The 18,009-nt window shown below is 44.3% G+C and carries 18 protein-coding genes and 2 rRNA genes; 10 read left to right on the forward strand and 10 right to left on the reverse strand.

From position 1 onward, the window contains the following. Positions 1–361, forward strand: a 23S ribosomal RNA gene (locus BHC43_RS02600); the annotation flags it as partial. Between the two features lie 110 nt (positions 362–471). Next, positions 472–584, forward strand: a 5S ribosomal RNA gene (gene rrf / locus BHC43_RS02605). 50 nt (positions 585–634) lie between these two features. Here the strand turns inward: rrf and BHC43_RS02610 are convergent. After that, positions 635–916, reverse strand: coding sequence for a hypothetical protein (locus tag BHC43_RS02610; protein WP_445081784.1), 282 nt, complete (start codon positions 914–916; stop codon positions 635–637). Positions 917–922: 6 nt separating this feature from the next. Between BHC43_RS02610 and BHC43_RS10650 the strand changes: the two genes are divergently transcribed. Next, positions 923–1,066, forward strand: a complete 144-nt coding sequence (locus BHC43_RS10650) for a hypothetical protein (protein ID WP_180297411.1) — start codon at positions 923–925, stop codon at positions 1,064–1,066. Between the two features lie 144 nt (positions 1,067–1,210). Next, positions 1,211–2,410 (forward strand): MFS transporter, encoded by a 1,200-nt coding sequence (locus BHC43_RS02615; protein WP_100156441.1) that lies wholly within the window; start codon positions 1,211–1,213, stop codon positions 2,408–2,410. Between the two features lie 54 nt (positions 2,411–2,464). On the opposite strand, the gene BHC43_RS02620 is transcribed toward BHC43_RS02615, so the two are convergent. The 4 genes from BHC43_RS02620 to BHC43_RS10600 all read right to left on the reverse strand — a co-directional run bounded on the left by BHC43_RS02620 (position 2,465) and on the right by BHC43_RS10600 (position 5,046). After that, a complete protein-coding gene (locus BHC43_RS02620; RefSeq protein ID WP_100140875.1) occupies positions 2,465–3,496 on the reverse strand; it encodes an AI-2E family transporter in 1,032 nt (343 codons plus the stop codon). 171 nt (positions 3,497–3,667) lie between these two features. After that, positions 3,668–4,270 (reverse strand): DJ-1/PfpI family protein, encoded by a 603-nt coding sequence (locus BHC43_RS02625; protein ID WP_100156442.1) that lies wholly within the window; start codon positions 4,268–4,270, stop codon positions 3,668–3,670. A gap of 349 nt (positions 4,271–4,619) precedes the next feature. Next, positions 4,620–4,811 carry a hypothetical protein gene (locus tag BHC43_RS02630; RefSeq protein WP_100156443.1) on the reverse strand — a complete coding sequence of 64 codons (192 nt, stop codon included), beginning with the start codon at positions 4,809–4,811 and terminating at the stop codon, positions 4,620–4,622. Positions 4,812–4,827: 16 nt separating this feature from the next. Continuing rightward, complete coding sequence (locus tag BHC43_RS10600) at positions 4,828–5,046, reverse strand: hypothetical protein (RefSeq protein WP_144078733.1); 219 nt, start codon at positions 5,044–5,046, stop codon at positions 4,828–4,830. A 470-nt stretch (positions 5,047–5,516) separates the two neighbouring features. Between BHC43_RS10600 and BHC43_RS02640 the strand changes: the two genes are divergently transcribed. Next, complete coding sequence (locus BHC43_RS02640; RefSeq protein ID WP_100156444.1) at positions 5,517–6,032, forward strand: ClbS/DfsB family four-helix bundle protein; 516 nt, start codon at positions 5,517–5,519, stop codon at positions 6,030–6,032. A 279-nt stretch (positions 6,033–6,311) separates the two neighbouring features. On the opposite strand, the gene BHC43_RS02645 is transcribed toward BHC43_RS02640, so the two are convergent. Beyond that, positions 6,312–7,049 carry a carbonic anhydrase gene (locus BHC43_RS02645; protein WP_100156445.1) on the reverse strand — a complete coding sequence of 246 codons (738 nt, stop codon included), beginning with the start codon at positions 7,047–7,049 and terminating at the stop codon, positions 6,312–6,314. Between the two features lie 138 nt (positions 7,050–7,187). Here BHC43_RS02645 and BHC43_RS02650 point away from each other — a divergent pair, with 138 nt between their 5' ends. Continuing rightward, positions 7,188–8,333 carry a methionine aminotransferase gene (locus tag BHC43_RS02650; RefSeq protein ID WP_100156446.1) on the forward strand — a complete coding sequence of 382 codons (1,146 nt, stop codon included), beginning with the start codon at positions 7,188–7,190 and terminating at the stop codon, positions 8,331–8,333. A 58-nt stretch (positions 8,334–8,391) separates the two neighbouring features. Here the strand turns inward: BHC43_RS02650 and BHC43_RS02655 are convergent, their stop codons facing one another. From BHC43_RS02655 to BHC43_RS02665, 3 genes are read right to left on the reverse strand one after another with little or no spacing between them, the layout of a single operon-like run. Then, positions 8,392–9,030, reverse strand: a complete 639-nt coding sequence (locus tag BHC43_RS02655) for a LysE family transporter (protein ID WP_100156447.1) — start codon at positions 9,028–9,030, stop codon at positions 8,392–8,394. 23 nt (positions 9,031–9,053) lie between these two features. Beyond that, a complete protein-coding gene (locus BHC43_RS02660; RefSeq protein WP_100156448.1) occupies positions 9,054–9,956 on the reverse strand; it encodes a tyrosine-type recombinase/integrase in 903 nt (300 codons plus the stop codon). After that, positions 9,957–10,388: an acyl-CoA thioesterase gene (locus BHC43_RS02665; protein WP_100156449.1), complete on the reverse strand. Its 432-nt coding sequence runs from the start codon at positions 10,386–10,388 to the stop codon at positions 9,957–9,959. Positions 10,389–10,564: 176 nt separating this feature from the next. On the opposite strand from BHC43_RS02665, the gene BHC43_RS02670 reads away from it, so the two are divergent. Then, positions 10,565–11,020: a universal stress protein gene (locus BHC43_RS02670; RefSeq protein WP_100140865.1), complete on the forward strand. Its 456-nt coding sequence runs from the start codon at positions 10,565–10,567 to the stop codon at positions 11,018–11,020. An 84-nt stretch (positions 11,021–11,104) separates the two neighbouring features. Here BHC43_RS02670 and BHC43_RS02675 read toward each other — a convergent pair whose 3' ends face one another. Continuing rightward, positions 11,105–11,734: a TetR family transcriptional regulator gene (locus BHC43_RS02675; RefSeq protein WP_100156450.1), complete on the reverse strand. Its 630-nt coding sequence runs from the start codon at positions 11,732–11,734 to the stop codon at positions 11,105–11,107. Between the two features lie 310 nt (positions 11,735–12,044). Between BHC43_RS02675 and BHC43_RS02680 the strand changes: the two genes are divergently transcribed. Genes BHC43_RS02680 through BHC43_RS02690 form a run of 3 tightly spaced genes read left to right on the forward strand, consistent with a single transcriptional unit; the run spans position 12,045 to position 17,998 of the window. After that, complete coding sequence (locus BHC43_RS02680; RefSeq protein WP_100156451.1) at positions 12,045–13,274, forward strand: efflux RND transporter periplasmic adaptor subunit; 1,230 nt, start codon at positions 12,045–12,047, stop codon at positions 13,272–13,274. A 12-nt stretch (positions 13,275–13,286) separates the two neighbouring features. Continuing rightward, the gene (locus BHC43_RS02685) at positions 13,287–16,499 is read left to right on the forward strand and encodes an efflux RND transporter permease subunit (RefSeq protein WP_100140862.1); all 3,213 of its coding nucleotides are present in this window, start codon (positions 13,287–13,289) and stop codon (positions 16,497–16,499) included. Beyond that, a complete protein-coding gene (locus BHC43_RS02690; protein WP_100156452.1) occupies positions 16,496–17,998 on the forward strand; it encodes an efflux transporter outer membrane subunit in 1,503 nt (500 codons plus the stop codon). The genes BHC43_RS02685 and BHC43_RS02690 overlap by 4 nt, the downstream gene beginning before the upstream one ends. Positions 17,999–18,009: the final 11 nt, after the last annotated feature.

Below are 18,009 nucleotides of genomic sequence, written 5' to 3' on the forward strand. Positions count from 1 at the left end.
GGTATGGCTGTTCGCCATTTAAAGTGGTACGTGAGCTGGGTTTAAAACGTCGTGAGACAGTTTGGTCCCTATCTGCAGTGGGCGTTGGAAGTTTGACGGGGGCTGCTCCTAGTACGAGAGGACCGGAGTGGACGAACCTCTGGTGTACCGGTTGTGACGCCAGTCGCATCGCCGGGTAGCTAAGTTCGGAAGAGATAAACGCTGAAAGCATCTAAGCGTGAAACTCGCCTGAAGATGAGACTTCCCTAGGGATTTAATCCCTCTGAAGAGACGTTCGAGACCAGGACGTTGATAGGTCGGGTGTGGAAGAGTGGTAACACTTGGAGCTAACCGATACTAATTGCTCGTGAGGCTTGACTCTATCATTTGAAGGACTTCGCACACAGAAGGTGTGCAAGGTAAATGATAAAGCTTACTGATGAGAATACAAGCATCACCAAGATTAAGGCTTTCTGATTTGACAGTTTAAAGTCTGGCGGCCATAGCGGGTTGGTCCCACGCCTTCCCATCCCGAACAGGACCGTGAAACGACCTAGCGCCGATGATAGTATGGATGCCCATGTGAAAGTAGGACACCGCCAGACACCCATTAAGAAGAACCCAGTAGACTATCTACTGGGTTCTTTGCTTTGTGCTAAATGGAAACGCAACTGGTTAAGACAAACCAGCGAACCCCTGCTGCCGTAGCGCTTCGTACAACACAATGGCCGCTGCGTTGGATAGATTCAATGAGCGGATATGGGAAGTCTGAGGGATACGCAGGCAGTGATCTGCTCTGGCCTGTGCGAACTCCTGCGGCAGGCCGGTCGTTTCCCGGCCAAAAGCGAACGGGTGTGTTATTACTGAATACAAAATTTGTTACGGTAAATGAGGGTAATTCTGTGCCGCTGATTAAAAAACAAATTTGCTCAGTCATGAAAATTTGGCTTGTTTATTGGATTGTTGTGAATCGGAACAGTTAAATTCTACTGATATGTTGCGGACGCTGGGTAAGCTGCTTGCTGAACGTGATGGTCTGGGCAGTATGGCTATGGTCGATGCGGTAGAATTGGTATTTTTTGCATGAAATCTGAATATGCTAATCGGTGGTTTGAGTTACTGTCTGGAGTGAATCGGACAGGAAACGAAGAAGATTAGTGATTATCTGCAAACTTCTGTTTGTAGATAAATTAGTTGTTATTATTTTAATAATCGTCGTGAATTGAATGTTATGAATCATCAGGATATGCAGTTATCTTCTAATCAGTTGTTTCTTTCAGTCATTTTGATGGTGGCCGGTGCGCATTTGTGTAATGACTTGATTCAGTCAATGCTCACGGCCACTTATCCTTTATTGGAAGAAAAGTACCGTTTAACTTTTGCACAGGTGGGCTGTATTAGTCTGGTTTATCAGTTTACGGCTTCGATTTTGCAGCCAATGATTGGTTTTTATACGGATAAACATCCGAAACCTTACTTGCTCCCTTTGGGAATGGTTTCGACGACATTTGGTTTGTGTCTGCTGGGTTTGGCAAATCAATTTTATTTGTTGCTGGTAGCAGCCGCTTTTCTAGGTGTTGGTTCGTCTACTTTCCATCCGGAAGCTTCGCGTGTGGCGCGTAATGCTTCGGCTGGCCGCTATGGTCTGGCTCAATCGGCGTTTCAGGTAGGGGGTAATCTGGGTTCGTCGCTAGGGCCGTTGCTAGTGAGTTTTGTGGTGTTGAAATATAACCGTCAAGCTAATATTTTGTGGTTTGTATGTATTGGTGTTTTGGCTATTGCTTTGCTCAGTCGGATAAGTGCATGGAGTGCTCATCATTTGGCGGCTAGCAAACACAAGAAGGCAGTAAATAGAGTTTTACCATATGACCGTAATAAAACAGTTTTAGCATTATTTATTCTGGCTGTGCTGATTTTTTCCAAGTATTTTTATATGGCCAGTATGAGTAATTATTATAGTTTTTATTTAATAGAAAAATTTGCTTTGCCAAAGCAAACGGCGGTGCTGTTTCTGTTTTTGTTTTTAGCCTGTGTGGCGATTGGTACGTTTGCCGGCGGACCGATTGGTGATCGTGTCGGACGCAAGTATGTTATCTGGTTTTCTATTCTTGGGGCTGCGCCATTTACGCTTGCTTTGCCGTATGCCAATCTTTGGGGTACGGCGGTGCTGAGTTGTTTGATTGGTCTGATTATTTCTTCAGCTTTTGCGGCTATTGTTGTGTATGCACAGGAGTTGATACCGGGACGGGTAGGTTTGATTGCTGGACTGTTTTTTGGTCTGATGTTCGGTATGAGTGGTATTGCGGCTGCGGTGTTGGGTTATGTGGCCGATAAAACCAGTTTGCAGCTTATTTTTAAGTTCTGCTCTTTTTTGCCGTTGCTGGGTATGCTGACGGTTTTGTTACCGGATGTGGAGCACTATAAACGCTGAAATGATTAAAGGCCATGGTTGATGGCCTTTATTGTTGTCTGCTGATGAGCTGAGTCAGATGATTTTTAGCTGCTTGAGAGACAGTTTTAGAAAGGCGTAAAAAATGGGGGCAAATACAAGCCCAATTACACCAAACAAAGTTTCAGAAAATACCATGGCAATCAATAATTCGCAGATGCCTGCATGTATTTTGCTGCCGACAATTTTGGCGTTGAGTACATATTCGACTTTGTGAATGATAATTAAATAGATGAGTACAATTACTGCTATCCAGAAGGAAACTGTGAAGCCAACCAGACACATAATGGTATTGACAATTAAATTACCGATGATGGGTATGAGGCCGAGTACGAAAGTGGCAAGTATTAGGCTTTTACTGAAGGGCAGGTGTATGCCGAAGATGGGTAGAACAATTAATAGGAAGATGGCTGTCATGATGGCATTGAATAATGCAATGACTACCTGAGAGAAAGCAACGTATTGGAAAACCAGCACCAGACGGTCGAGGCCATCTTTGAGTGCCTGCATGTAGATGGTGGGAGAGGTTGAGGTTTCGTTGATACTGCGCTTGTTCTGCTGATAGCCGGCGATTAAACCGATTATCATGCCAATTATAATGATAAGTAGGGAGTGAAAAAGTTGCTTAATGACTGATTGCAAGTAAAGTACATGCTCTTTAATGAAGTTAAGAGCATTGGCGCGTAATTCTACGAGGTCATCTGGAAGGTAATTACTTAATTCTTTTGGCAAGGCACTGGCGATGCTGTTAAAGAGATTCTGTATGTGAGTAAGAGTCTGCTGGGGGTCTTTGGCTACGCTGATTACCCAGCTGATAAGATAGCTGAAACCGCCTATGAGTAAGATCATGATGAGCAGTGACAGCAAAAGTACTGAAAAAATTTTGGCTTTGCTACCCCAGCGCTGCATTCTGGTGGCCAGATAATCTTCTAATTTCTGGGTAAGAGTATAGGTAAGGAGGCCGGAAATTACGCCAGACATCAGGTGTATTTGCATAAATATGATAAAAAATATTGAATACAATACGACGAAAAACAGGCCAATTTTTTGTTGTTCGTTTAACAGCATGGTTGATTTTTAATCCGATTCTGATAGGGCTTATGGGGTGACTTTGTGCTGAATATCATACCGTTTGCTGGTGTTATTCTGTGTAAACGGGATGAGCTAACTTTGCGCACAAATTCGCAGCATCTTTTATGAGCTTGATTGTGTAATGTTTTAGCTATTATTAGGCTGTTTCTAATTTAGTTGATTGTTCGAACAAAATGTATCTTGTTGGCTGTCCTGCTGCCAGTGGTATTCGATTCTGGTGGCAATTTTTTCAGCGGTATTTTTATCCGTTCTGTTTTGCACAAATGCTAATGCCATGTCCATTCCGGCACTGATACCTGAAGAGGTGTAGTATTTGCCATCTGTAATCCAGCGGGCTTTTTCTATCCATTTGGTTTTTGCTGATGAGGTTTTTACCCAGTCAAAGACGCGTTTGTTGGATGTTGCCTTGCGTCCATCTAGTAATTCGGTTTTGGCCAGCAGGGCGCTGCCGGTGCAAACGGTGAGCACATACTTGCTTTTTTGTGCTAGTGATTTTAGTTGCTGGATAAAATCAGTTTGCTGTATCAGGCTACGTGTGCCGGGCCCACCGGGTATAAAAAGGGTATCTATATTTTGGGGAATGGATGCAAAGTTTTCAGTTGAGATACTGATGTTATCCTGATTGCAGATAAGACCACCGTTTTGTGAATAATACTGTATGCGCCAGTCCGGTACTTTGCCAAATATTTCTACTGGCCCGAATACATCTAGTGTTTCAAAGTCTGGGTAAAGCAGGATGGTAATTTGCATCTGATTTTCCTTTGTCATCTGTGGTAGAGATATATTAAGTTGCTGGGCATAATAAGCAATTTGTTGTACTAACAGAATAGCAGAGTTCTCTGAGTTTTCAGAAAAATTTTTAATCAGATAAAAAGTAAAAAAATTTCTTAATCAGGATAAAAATATTTTTGCAAAAAAATAAGCATAGAATGGACAGCCAATATTTGCTGTTAAGCGCACATACTGGGAAGTAGTTAGAGCTAACGTTGCAAAATATAAAGCCTTCCAGCTTTCATTGCCCATATTGCTGGAGGCAAAATTGGAAGCGTTTTCGGGACGGGTATCATGCTGGTGGGTTTTGAGTAATTAAAGCACTTACTTAGGTTAATGAGTGGGCTATGGGATGTGTATTCATAGGTGAGATTGGCGCTTTTGTCGTTTTGATGCGGTACAACAGTTTGCGTTTCCATGCGCCATCTAGTCCAAATTTTTTGATTTCAGCCTCACTGGAGTAGGGCATTTCGTCGCGCATGGCGGCAAATGGTTCCCAGACGCTGTGATTGCTGTTCATTATTGACCAACTTATTTTATGGTCGCGATTCGGACGGATGTTGCTGACTTGGGTTGTTGATGCCAACTAAATCTTTGTTAGGTTTACTGGCGATGACGGTAATGGTGGGCAGGGCGTAGCTGTTAAGGTTGTTGTGTTCACTTTGATCCTCGGCCAGAACCGGCTGCATAATAAATAAGCTGGCGTAAACAGTACAGACTGTAGAGAGAAAACGGGTATGACAGGCGGGTTGCATGAGAGCCTGACTAGTAAAGGTTAAGATAAATTAAAATGATAATCATCTTTATTGGTATTTTAATTTAATTTGTTATGGGTGTATATTTATTTTAATTTTAAACTCAAATTATGGTTTTAATACTGGGTTTTGTGCTGAATATGAAGATTTTTGTTAATTGAAAAATATTTTGTAATGGAGTTGTAATATGGAAGATATTCGTTTAGAGATAGATCAGATTGATCACACTGTTATTAAGCTATTGGGCTCGCTTTGAATATGTTAATGCTGCTAGTGAGTTTAAAAAAGTGCTAGTGCTGTTCAAGCCATGGCCCGTTTTGACACTATGCTTGAGCAAAGGAAGCTTTGGGCCAATGAGTTATGACTAAATGGCGATATTATTAAAGAGTTATATGCAAATTTAGTTCGTTATTTTATTGATGAAGAATTAAAGCAATTTAAAAATAAAGAAAATAAGGATAGTTTGCCCTATGGCTTATACCAGTAAACAACAGTTATTGAATGAAATAAACAAAACCGCTAAATTGTTTATTGAAGAATTTGATACGTTAACAGAATCTCAAAAAGATGAGTTAATTCATGGTGTAGATCGTACTCCTGCGCAAATGATTGCTTATCAGTTAGGATGGCTGGATCTTGTTAAGTCCTGGGATGATGATGAACTTGCAGGAAAAATCCCAACATTACCTGCAGAAGGCTACAAATGGAATCAGTTAGGTACATTATATCAACACTTTTATAAGATTTATCAGGATTATTCATTACAAGAATTGATTACATTATTTAACGAGAAACTTGTTATCTGGAATAATTGGATTGAATCTTTGGATGATGATACGTTATTTATTAAAGACAAACGTAATTGGACTAAACCTTTCCCTGAATCTTGGACGGTAGCGCGCTTTATTCATATCAATTCTGTGGCACCGTTTAAATCATTTCGAACCAAAATCAGAAAGTGGAAAAATTTAAGTGAACTAGTTTAAACGTAACTTAAAATTAATATCAATGTAATCAATTAGGAATGATATGGCTTTTTCAGAAACAGAGCCACAACTATTGTTACAACTAAAATTTGTGGGTAGCGAAATTATTGACAGACTTGAACAAATGGAACTTGATTCTTTTGATAAATGACGCCATGCCACTTTAGATGAAATTCTAAGCAATGGATTCGTTATGTTTGTGCGCGTTTGATTGTGGCGTACTGAAAAAATTTACAGTCAGGCTATTTGTGGCCTGACTGCTTGCATAAGAGGATGGGCTTAGTTGTTTTCTATTATGCGGTTGTTTAGCGGTTGCACGGGGCGGTTGTTATTTTTAGGTAGGTATTGTGCGATTTCTGCAATTTCTGCTTTGGATAACGTAATCGGTTGGCGGAATAATATCCATGTTACGGGTTCGCTGCATGGTGGAGTGGTCAAAGAGCCGGTATAGCGGTAATAGCTATGATTGTGCGGGTAGAGGTGTTCGGGATTAAATATGATATCGGTGTTTTCGCTACCATTTTTAGCCAGTTTTTTGAATACAGACAATTTTTCAAAATAGGAGTTTTGCTGACCTTCTTGTACAAATACTGCTATAACTAAATTGCTGTGGTCTGCGGCCTGATGTACAAAATGCAGTTCAAGAGGATATCGTATGCCGTTGATGGTGTGTTCGGCTGGTTCGTGGGCATGGAATTGAACCAGTGTGTAAGTTTTATTGTTGTAGGTCAGGTTGCTGTTTGAGTCGAAATTAAACTGAAGGGAATGGCCGTTGTCGACTATCTGTTTGATATCGGCATGACGATAGTCGAATTTCAGAGGTGGAAGTTTATGGTTGGTTTTGCTATCAAAGATGTCTATCGGGGATTGGGTTTTACCTGTGGAGCAGGTTTGCGCGTCAGACATTTTTCCCCAGTTTTCCGGTGCATAGTCACCTTGATAACCCCAGTGAGTCTGAGCCATGGCAGAGCCAGCGAGTCCAAGGGTGAGACATAATCCTAAAATGCTTTTTTTCATGATTTAGTTTCCATTTGTTAATTATGCGAATAGTTTAGTCTTGTTTATTGGTGATGTGAACACTTGTGTTGGTTAATAAAAACTAATTGTTAAATTTGGTTGGATGGTTATATGATGATTTTTTCTTAGGTGGAAATTATGCTGAATCTGCAATCTAAGCTGCCCAATGTAGGAACAACGATTTTCAGTGTTATGTCGGCTTTGGCCGCAAAGTATGATGCGCTAAATTTGTCTCAGGGTTTTCCTGACTATACGGTAGATAAGCAATTAATCGAACTAATAGAGCATTATCTGTGTGCGGGAAATAATCAATATGCGCCTATGGCTGGTGTAATGGGTTTGCGACTGCGTATCCAGGAAAAGTTTCAGCGGGTGCATGGGCTGAGTGTGGATGCGGAACAGGAAATCACGGTTACGGCAGGCGGAACGCAGGCGATTTTTACCACTATTGCAGCGTTGATTCGTCCGGATGATGAAGTAATCATTTTTGAGCCAGCTTATGATTGCTATGCACCTGCGGTTTCATTGTTTGGGGGTAAAGTGGTTCCGGTACAGCTGACTGCACCAAATTTTTCAATAGACTGGGATTTCGTTCGATCGTTGGTTACGGCGCGTACACGGTTGATTATTGTGAATAATCCAAACAATCCGGCCTGTCGGGTATTCAATAAAGCTGATGTGACGGCTTTGGCTGAAATAGTGCATAGTAATGATATTTTTGTGTTAAGTGATGAAGTATATGAACATCTGGTGTTTGATGATGCTCGACCACAAACATTGCTGACACAGCCGCTGTTACGGGAGAGAACTTTTGTTGTGGGTTCGTTTGGCAAATTGTTGCATGCTACAGGCTGGAAAGTGGGCTACTGTGTGGCTGCGCCAGCCTTGATGGCTGAGTTTCGTAAGGTGCATCAGTTTAATGTATTTAGTGTGCATACTCCTACGCAATATGCAATTGCTGATTATCTGGCCGATGCGTCCCACTACGAGAATCTGGCACACTTTTTTCAGCAAAAGCGCGATTTTCTGCTGGCGGGTTTAAGCAATTCACGTTTTAAAGTCTATGTGCCGCAGGGTACGTATTTTATGCTTTTGGATTATAGTGCTATTAGTACTATATCTGAAACTGAGTTTGTGCGTGAGCTAGTGGCTAAATATAAAGTGGCGACAATACCTTTGGCTGCGTTTTATCATGATGGTTTTAGCCAGCAATGTATACGGGTATGTTTTGCTAAGCGGCAGGAAACGTTGGAGCAGGCAGTAGAGCTGCTGTGTGCGGTGTGAGAAGAATAGCTTGAGATGGGGAAAAGACAGATTTTTGAATCTGTCTTGTTGCTTAGTATTAGTGGTGGAGCCAGCTGCTAAAGACCTGTAAGTATAGCCAGCCGCCAAAGCCAATAAACGCAAAGCCGCCGATACGGTCGATAATTAGGCACCAGTTCAAGTAGTTGCGTTTGACCATGGGTAAAGAAAACAGCCACAACATCAGGCACAAGGTAAGAAGTACTTGTACCAGCAAAATAATCATAATTTCATATTTTAAAGTTGGCTTATGAACATCTGCCATGGCCATAGACATAACGCTGCCAAGATAAAGAACGATTTTGGGATTGGATAGGTTGGTAATCAGGCCTTTCCAAAAAAAATGTTTTTCTTGTAGGGGTTGAACAGTTACGTTATTTTTAGGAATAACGGTTTGTAACATTTGCCAGCCGCAATAAATGAGGTAGGAGCCGCCGGCCAGCATAAGAGTGTTTTGCAGCCATGGTAGCTGGTGCAGTATGGCACTATAGCCTTCAATGGTCAGAGTCAGCCAGAAAGCCACTCCGGTGGTGATGCCCAGCGCAACGCAGAATGCTGCCCGTCGTGAGTGGTTTAGAGCGGTTTTGCTGATTATCAGCATATCCGGCCCAGGTGACAGTTGGCCGAGCAGGTTAAGTAACACGATGCTGACAATCATGGATTGTGTTTGACTAAGCATAATACAGATTCAGATAAAAACGGCTATTTGTTACGGCGTTTGGCACGTGGATGTGTATTGTCGTAAATCTGTGCCAAATGGTTGAAATCGAGTTTGGTATATTGCTGGGTTGTGCTGATGGATTTGTGTCCGAGCAGCTCTTGTACCGCGCGGATATCGTGGGCGCTTTGTAATACATGGCTGGCAAAACTGTGCCGCAGCATATGCGGGGACAAATGGCGGTCGCTACCGTGAGTAATGGACCAGATATTCAGACGATTCTGAATTTGACGTGCGCTCAGGCGGGTGCCACGCCGGCTAGTAAATACTGCATTTTCGCCAGAAACCGCGTAGCGGTGCGGTAGATAATTCTGTAAAGCTTCGATACTTTTTTGTCCTAAAGGGACCTGACGTTGCTTATTGCCTTTACCTCGCACATGTACCCAATTTTCTTCCAGCATTAGATGGTGTAAGTCTAGTTGCACCAATTCGCTCAGACGTAATCCGCTGCCATACAATAATTCGAAAATAGCCTGATCCCGTAGGGACAGCGGGTCGCTGGCACAAGCATGGTCAAAAGCCTGATTGAGTTTTTCGGCCGGTACTGCTTTAGGCAAGCGGGCATCGGCTTTGGGTGCTTTGATGTTGCTGGTAGGGTTGGCGCTGATTTGTCCCTGTTGTTGCAGAAAATTAAAGTAAGTCCGCCATGTACTGAGTTTGCGTGCCAGTGAGGCAGGCTTATCTCCCAGACCACTGAGTTTTTTTAGAGCGCCTACCAGATGCAGACGAGTGATATTCAATGGGCTAAGATTTTCCGGTAAAAGCTGACTCAGCTGAATTAAATCACGTTCGTAGGCAGTGCTGGTTAAGGGAGATAATCCGCGCTGTTGTAAATGCTGGAAAAACTCATTCCATAATGTCCAGTAAGAGGTAGAAGCTTGCTTCATTCAATTACCTTGAGTGATGACGCTGCGGAAAATTTCAGGTGTGCGGCAAATGCGCTGGCGCTCGTAATTAAAGAAAGCCATGCCGGTTTTTACCATGGCAATGGCAGCACCATCACGGGTGCGATGCAATTTGTATATCAGGGTAAAACCTGTATTGCTTAAGTTGGTAATCCCTAAGTCAAAATTCAGTTCATCGCCATAAAATCCCTGTCCCTGAAATTGCAGAGCGGCATCCAGCATAATCAGGCCGGTACCGCCAATATCTATTTCGTTGAATCCGTAATTTGAAAGTAGACGCATACGCGCTTCATGACAAAGGCGTAGTATGGCATCGTTTGAAAGATGGTTGCCGTAATTAATATCGCCTATCTGTACTTTGATGCGCGTGTGAAACAACCATTTTTCTGGCGTTTCAATTTGAATGCGACTCATGGGTTATCCTTTATGAATGCAAGCTAGATGGTAGCAGGTTTTAAAAGAAACGTTGATGGACTGGCGTTTACTTCAGGCAAATTTGTGCTAAGCTTTGCCAGTAGTTTTCTGGTTATATTGATGTTTTTCAGTTTAATTCAAATCAGGTTATGGTTTGTTGAGCAGGGAGAATAACGATGTATCACAAAATTATGGTACCGGTAGATGAAAGTGCGGCTGCGAAACGAGCCTTACAGGAAGCCATCATGCTGGCCAGATTGTGCCAAAATGCTGTTTTACGAGTAGTCAATGTGGTGGATCTAGCACAGTTTAGCTGGGGAGGTGTTGGTGCTTTGCCATCTGAAGAAGTGCGTAAAGCAGTCAATGCCGCCGGTAAGAAAGGACTGGAGCAAGCAGAAAAAATGCTTCAGGAATCCGGTCTGCAATACGAGGTTGAGGTGATTGAGAGTGCAGGTGATAAGGTGGCTGATATGTTGATTCAGGAAGCCACGGAGCATAATGTTGATTTACTAGTGATGGGTACCCATGGATTCAGTGGCTTCATGCACATTCTAATGGGTTCGGTAGCAGAAGGGGTATTGCGGCAATCTGATATTCCGGTGATGCTGTTACGAGTACGGGAAGATGATTAAAACTGACAAGCTATTGTTTCCCATTCTGAAACGAGCTGGTGATAATAATTTTATGTTTTAATCATACTAGCAAAACACTATCCGCTATTGGCGCAGGTTTGGATTATGGTGCAGTGATTCGAGTGCAATATTGATAAAGTTTGGTGCAATGCTGGTGATATCGATATTGTGCGGGTCTGTTAGCCACAGGTTGGTCAATCCGATAAATAGTGCCTGAAAATACAAGGCTGCCTGCCGTATATTAATGTTTTCTGGCAGAATATGTTGTTGGCAACATACCTGAAACACGGCACATAAATTCTGCCACCATAGATTTTGGTATTTTTGCAACAACGCCACAATTGCACGGTTGTCTTCAGTATGCTCACAATTTAAATGCAGGATATAGCAGAATTTTCGATAACGCTCATCACTGGCCATACGTTGGAACATCTGATTCAGTGCCCGCATAAGGTTGTGTAGTGCATCCGGAGAGCTGGTGTCAATATCATGGCGCAGCTGCTCACTCAGTTTACTGAAAACCTGTTGGAATAACGCGTCAAACAAGTCTTCCTTATTTTTAAAATGCCAATAGAGTGCACCACGTGTGACACCGGCCGCGCTAGCGATTTCCTGTAAAGATGCACGGCTGACGCCGCGCCGGTAAAAAATATCCAAAGCAGCGGCCATGAGGTCATCTCTGGTTTGCAAAGCTTCCTCTTTGGTCTTGCGCATAATAAATTTCCGTTTATCTATACATTAAATTAGGCAAATCTGTATTTAATCCAGATTGACACATGTATTTTTGATTAAAATAACTAAGTTATAAATTTATTGCATCTGGTATACATACATTGTTGCATGTATAATGCGCAGCGTAAAGTTATTCCTGATTAAATCGTCTGTTGTCGCATTAGCAGGTTGTCGGATATTTTTATCTGACAGCCCGTAATGGCGTCACCAGCGCTATTTGTGTCATATTTATAGCGCAGCAGAGTAAAAATTCATTTAATTTTTAATTATATATGCACATATTGAGGTGAGTATGGGAACGAATCGAAGAGCAGATAAATGGCGCATCAGTGCAATAGTGCTGGCCAGTGCGCTGGCTTTAGCTGCATGTGGCAAAAAAGACAACGGACCAGCACCACAGGCGCCAATGGTCAGCGTGCTGACGGTACAACCACAGACGGTTACAGTAGACACTGAGTTGACCGGCCGTTTAAAGCCGATTCGCGAATCAGAAGTACGTGCTCGTGTGGCCGGTATTCTGCTGAAACGCTTATTTACAGAAGGCACTTATGTTAAAGAAGGGCAGCCATTGTTCCAGATTGACAATGCACCTTACCTAGCTTCATTACAGTCTGCCCGTGCAAGTTTGGCCACAGCACAAGCCAATGCAGTAAAAGCTGATGCAGACGTGGTTCGCTATCGTCCGCTGGTAGCCGCCAATGCCATCAGTAAACAGGAATTTGATCAGGCCATAGCTCAGCAGCGTCTGGCACATGCACAGATTGAAAGTGCACAGGCTGCGATAAAAACTGCGCAGATAAATGTAGGTTATGCTTATGTACGCGCACCAATTTCTGGCCGTATCGGCAAAGCTTTGGTGACTGAAGGCGCTTTGGTCGGGCAGGGCGATGTAACGCAGCTGGCGCTGATTCAGCAAACACATACTTTATATGTGGATCTGACCCAGACTGCAGCTCAGGCTATGAAAATCCGTCAGGATATTGCTTCTGGCAAAATGAAAACTATCAATGGTGCAGTGGAAGTAGCTATCAAACTGGATGATGGCAGTGAATATCCTCAAAAAGGGCGTCTGCTGTTTACTGATATGACAGTAGACGAAGGCACGGGCGAAGTGAAAGTGCGCGCGGAAATTCCAAATGATAATGATATGTTACTGCCTGGGCAATTTGTACGGGTAGAAATTCCGCAAGCTGAAATTCAGAACGCTATTGTATTGCCACAACAGGCGGTAACTCGTGGCGCCAATGGCGATACAGTTACAGTAGTTAATGCCGATGGTAGTTTAGCTGTTCGTCCGGTAACTGTTGTACAGCAGAAAGGCACAAACTGGGTAATCAGTGGTGGTCTCCGCGCAGGGGATAAAGTTGCGATGGATGGTTTGGCACTGGTGCAGTTAACCGGAGCCAAGAAAGTACAAACTCAGCCATGGAAAGCGACCGCAGCCAGTGCACCAAGTGCGCCATCAGCCACAACCGCTTCCGCACCTAAGGCTTCTGCGGCATCTGCCCCACAAGCCAAGTAAGGATTAAGTAATATGTCACGATTTTTTATTAACCGACCGATTTTTGCATGGGTGGTGGCTTTGTTCATCATCATTGCCGGTATAGTGTGTATTACCAAGCTACCTGTTGCACAGTATCCGACAGTAGCTCCTCCTTCTATTACTCTTACCATTTCCTATCCAGGTGCCGATGCCCAGACTATTGAAGATACGGTGTTGTCACGTATCGAACGTGAGATGAACGGTCTGGAAAATTTGGACTACATGGAAGCTAAATCTTTGTCCAATGGTACCGGTACCTTAACCTTAACCTTCTATCCAGGCACCGATGACGATATTGCGCAGATGAATGTGCAAAACGCTTTGTCGCGTGCTGAGCCGCGTCTACCGGCTATGGTAAAACAAACCGGTGTACAGATTGCCAAATCACGCAGTAACTTCCTGATGGTAACCATGTATACCAGCGATAATCCCAATCTGACACCGGCAGATATGGCGGACTATGTGGCACGTAATATTCAGCCAGAGCTGCAACGTATTGATGGTGTGGGTAACGTAATGGTGTTCGGTTCCGAACGTGCCATCCGTATTTGGCTGGATTCAGACAAACTGCGCAGTGTGAATCTGACACCGGCTGCAGTTAATGCTGCTGTGGCTGCACAGAATCAGCAGATTTCTGCCGGTAGCCTAGGTGCCTTACCCTCTCCAGACAATATTCAGACCACTGCAACTATTGTTGTTCCTGGTCAGCTAAAAACAGTTGAACAGTTTGAAAATATCATTGTTAAAGCCAATACTGATGGCTCACTGGTACGCCTGAAAGACGTTGCCCGCGTAGAGCTGGGTAAACAGGATTACTCAACTGGAGCCCGTTTGAATGGTAAAGACGTAGTCGGTGCTGGTATTCAGCTGACTACCAAAGGTAATGCACTGGCCACTGCCAATGCAGTTAAAGCCAAGCTAGCAGAATTACAGAAATATTTCCCGGCAGGCATGAGCTGGTCTGCACCGTACGATAGTTCTACTTTCGTCAGCATTTCTATTGAAAAAGTAGTTCATACACTGGTAGAAGCCATCGTACTGGTATTCTTGGTAATGCTGCTGTTCCTGCAAAACATTCGCTACACACTGATACCAACAATCGTGGTGCCGATTGCATTGCTGGGTGCATTCACCATTATGTATTTTGCCGGCCTGTCGATTAACGTACTTACCATGTTTGCGATGGTGTTGGTAATTGGTATCGTGGTTGATGATGCCATTGTGGTGGTAGAAAACGTCGAACGTATCATGGCAGACGAACATTTGCCGCCGAAGCCAGCTACCGAAAAAGCTATGGGACAGATTTCAGGAGCCGTGGTGGGTATTACTGTCGTACTCATTACCGTATTTATCCCGATGGCGTTCTTTTCTGGGTCTACCGGTAATATCTATCGGCAGTTCTCTGTGGTGATGTCTGTAGCCATCTTCTTCTCCGCATTTCTTGCTTTGTCGCTGACACCGGCTTTATGTGCCACACTGCTCAAACCGATTACCGAGCATGAAGAAGAGAAAAAAGGTTTCTTTGGTTGGTTTAACCGCAAATTTACCAGCGGTACCAAAAAATATGAATCCAAAGTGGCCTATGTACTGCATCGCAGTGTACGCATGTTTATCATCTATGTGATTATTGCCGGCTGTGCACTGTTTGTCATGCTGCGTCTGCCTACTTCATTCCTACCGGAAGAAGATCAGGGCTATTCCATTGCTCTGGTTCAATTGCCACCGGGCGCTACTCAGCACCGTACGCTGGATACCTTCAAAAAGATGGAGGACTTCACCCTCCGGCAGCCTGAAGTGAAAAACATGGTATCTGTACTTGGTTTCAGTATGACCGGCCAGGGACAGAACGTAGGTTTGAGCTTCCTCGTGTTGAAAGACTGGTCAGAACGCAGTGGGGCACAACACAGTGCCAATGCACTGGCCAACCGCATTACCGGAGCCATGATGGCATCCGTACGTGATGGTTACATCTTCGCACTGGTGCCACCATCCATTCCTGAGCTGGGTACCAGTACTGGCTTTAGCTTCCGTCTGCAGGATCGTGGCGGTAAAGGCCATGAAGCATTGTTGGCTGCGCGTAATCAGCTACTGGGAATGGCGCGTGAAAGCAAAGTATTGACTCAGGTACGGCCAGATGGCATGGAAGATGAACCGCAATTGCAAATTGATATCGACCGTGATGCAGCCAATGCACAAGGCGTATCATTTGGCGATATTGCCACTGTACTAAGCACGGCCCTGGGTTCCAACTACGTAAATGATTTCCCGAATAAAGGTCGTATGCAGCGGGTGATTGTGCAGGCTGATGTTGCTTCACGTATGACTCCAGAAGACCTGAACAAACTAACCGTTAACAATGCGCAAGGTCAGCTCGTACCATTGGCCGGCATTATCAAAACCCGCTGGATTACTGGTCCGGCTCAGACCATCCGTTATAACGGTTACACCGCGATGTCTATTACGGGTAATGCTGCACCTGGGTACAGTACCGGTGACGCTATGGCTGAAATGGAAAAAATTGCCAGCAAACTGCCTGATGGTTTTGGTTATGAGTGGACAGGATTGTCTAAAGAGGAAAAAGATGCAGGTAACCAGTCTACTATCCTCTATATGTTCTCACTACTAGCAGTGTTTTTGTGTCTGGCAGCATTGTATGAAAGTTGGACTATTCCATTATCAGTAATGTTAGTGGTACCACTGGGGCTGCTTGGCGTTGTATTGGGTACATGGCTACGCGGTATGGAAAATGACGTTTATTTTCAAGTGGGGCTAATTACCGTAATTGGTTTGAGTGCCAAAAACGCCATTCTGATTGTGGAATTTGCCAAAGACCTGCAAGAGCAGGGTAAAACACCGCTCGAAGCAGCACTAGCTGCCGCTCATCTGCGTTTCCGTCCAATTCTGATGACCTCTATTGCCTTCATCATGGGTGTAGTACCGTTGTATTTTGCCAATGGCGCTTCTTCTGCCAGTCAGCGTGCAATCGGTACCAGTGTATTGTGGGGCATGTTAGTTGGCACCTGTCTGGCCTTATTCTTTGTGCCTGTGTTCTATTCAACTGTACGTAGTCTGTTCAGCAGAAAAAAGAACGACCAAGATGGCAACACGCCTGACAATAGCAAAAATTTGCCAATTGCAGTAAACAGTGATGGCAGTGCCAGCATACAGTCCGGCAACCAGACAGACAAAGAGGATAAAGCATGAAACACTTAGTAAAACCTACCCTGTTGGCTGTATTAACTGCCGGGGTTATGTCTGCCTGTTCGATGGCGCCTCGCTATCACCAGCCAAAAGTTGAAATGGCAGAAACCTTCCCTGGTGCAGCAGCCAACAATCAGCGGGCTGGTGAAGTAGCGGCTGCCAATCTGGGTTGGCAGGATTACTTTGCTGATGAACGCCTGAAACAGATAATCAGTCTGGCTTTAGCCAATAACCGTGATTTACGCGTTGCTGCTTTGAATGTCGAAGCTGTGCGCGCACAATACGTGATCCAACGGGCAGATCGTTTGCCGGCTCTAAGTGCCACCGGTAATGGTGGCCGATCACGTGTAGCACAGGATTTAAGTGCTATGCGTGATGCAAGTGGTCGCCAAACCAGCTATATCGCTGAATCATACAACGTGGGTTTAGGCGTAACTGCTTTCGAGCTGGATCTGTTTGGGCGAGTGAAAAGCCTTTCTGATGCTGCACTGAATCAATACTTCCAGCAAAAGCAGGTACGCGACTCTACCCAGATAAGTCTAATTGCCAGTGTGGCTAAAGCTTACTTTGATGAACGCATCGCCCAAGCTCAAATGGACTTATCCAGCCGCGTATTAACCTCACGTGAAGAAAGCAAGCGTCTTACTGATTTGCAATTCAAATCCGGCGTGATTTCACAGGTAGACGTAGATGTAGCTGAAGCACAAATCGAAACCGCGCGTGCAGATTATGCAGCTGCTAAGCAGGCACGGGATCAGGCAAACAATGCCTTAACCTTGCTGGTTGGTAAACCTCTTCCAGATGACCTGCCTGCCGCGGCGCCATTAAGCCAGCAGTTTGTGAATGCTGAATTACCAGTTGGTTTGCCATCAACTATCCTGTACCAGCGGCCTGATGTGCGTGCGGCAGAGTTTGCTCTTAAATCAGCCAATGCCAACATAGGCGCAGCTCGAGCAGCCTTTTTTCCTCGTATTAGCCTGATTGGTAGTATTGGTTCCGGTAGTAACGATATCGGCCACCTATTCAACGGTCCGAACCGTACATGGAGCTTTACTCCGCAGATTACACTGCCCATTTTCACCTGGGGACAAAATAAAGGTAATCTGGATTTAGCCACTGCTCGTAAAAACATTGCCGTAGCCCAGTATGAGCAGACTGTACAAGCAGCTTTCCGCGATGTGGCTGATGCATTGGTGGCACGTGATTCGCTGAAAAAACAATATGAAGCGAAACGTCGTGGCGAACAAGCTCAGACCAACCGTTACAAACTAACCCAACTGCGTTATAAGCACGGTATTGCCAGCTCGCTTGAGCAGCTGGATGCTGAGCGTGACAGCTATGCAGCACAGCAGGCATTGCTCAGTACCCAGCAAACCCTACTGGAAAACCGTGCAGATATCTATAAAGCTCTGGGTGGTGGCCTGAACCAACAAACAGCAGAACCTGTTGCCAGTACCACCGTAACCACTACGACCACCACAAGCACAACCATCGTGCATTAATGGTGTCTTAG

It is taken from the genome of Snodgrassella alvi (assembly GCF_002777855.1).
Taxonomy (GTDB): Bacteria; Pseudomonadota; Gammaproteobacteria; order Burkholderiales; family Neisseriaceae; genus Snodgrassella; species Snodgrassella alvi_E.

Bases quoted from the DNA above. Each gene is read 5' to 3' on its own strand.
- BHC43_RS02610 (WP_445081784.1), bottom strand. From the start codon at position 916: ATGACTGAGCAAATTTGTTTTTTAATCAGCGGCACAGAATTACCCTCA.
- BHC43_RS02615 (WP_100156441.1), top strand. From the start codon at position 1,211: ATGAATCATCAGGATATGCAGTTATCTTCTAATCAGTTGTTTCTTTCA.
- BHC43_RS02620 (WP_100140875.1), bottom strand. From the start codon at position 3,496: ATGCTGTTAAACGAACAACAAAAAATTGGCCTGTTTTTCGTCGTATTG.
- BHC43_RS02625 (WP_100156442.1), bottom strand. From the start codon at position 4,270: ATGCAAATTACCATCCTGCTTTACCCAGACTTTGAAACACTAGATGTA.
- BHC43_RS02630 (WP_100156443.1), bottom strand. From the start codon at position 4,811: ATGAACAGCAATCACAGCGTCTGGGAACCATTTGCCGCCATGCGCGAC.
- BHC43_RS10600 (WP_144078733.1), bottom strand. From the start codon at position 5,046: ATGCAACCCGCCTGTCATACCCGTTTTCTCTCTACAGTCTGTACTGTT.
- BHC43_RS02640 (WP_100156444.1), top strand. From the start codon at position 5,517: ATGGCTTATACCAGTAAACAACAGTTATTGAATGAAATAAACAAAACC.
- BHC43_RS02645 (WP_100156445.1), bottom strand. From the start codon at position 7,049: ATGAAAAAAAGCATTTTAGGATTATGTCTCACCCTTGGACTCGCTGGC.
- BHC43_RS02650 (WP_100156446.1), top strand. From the start codon at position 7,188: ATGCTGAATCTGCAATCTAAGCTGCCCAATGTAGGAACAACGATTTTC.
- BHC43_RS02655 (WP_100156447.1), bottom strand. From the start codon at position 9,030: ATGCTTAGTCAAACACAATCCATGATTGTCAGCATCGTGTTACTTAAC.
- BHC43_RS02660 (WP_100156448.1), bottom strand. From the start codon at position 9,956: ATGAAGCAAGCTTCTACCTCTTACTGGACATTATGGAATGAGTTTTTC.
- BHC43_RS02665 (WP_100156449.1), bottom strand. From the start codon at position 10,388: ATGAGTCGCATTCAAATTGAAACGCCAGAAAAATGGTTGTTTCACACG.
- BHC43_RS02670 (WP_100140865.1), top strand. From the start codon at position 10,565: ATGTATCACAAAATTATGGTACCGGTAGATGAAAGTGCGGCTGCGAAA.
- BHC43_RS02675 (WP_100156450.1), bottom strand. From the start codon at position 11,734: ATGCGCAAGACCAAAGAGGAAGCTTTGCAAACCAGAGATGACCTCATG.
- BHC43_RS02680 (WP_100156451.1), top strand. From the start codon at position 12,045: ATGGGAACGAATCGAAGAGCAGATAAATGGCGCATCAGTGCAATAGTG.
- BHC43_RS02685 (WP_100140862.1), top strand. From the start codon at position 13,287: ATGTCACGATTTTTTATTAACCGACCGATTTTTGCATGGGTGGTGGCT.
- BHC43_RS02690 (WP_100156452.1), top strand. From the start codon at position 16,496: ATGAAACACTTAGTAAAACCTACCCTGTTGGCTGTATTAACTGCCGGG.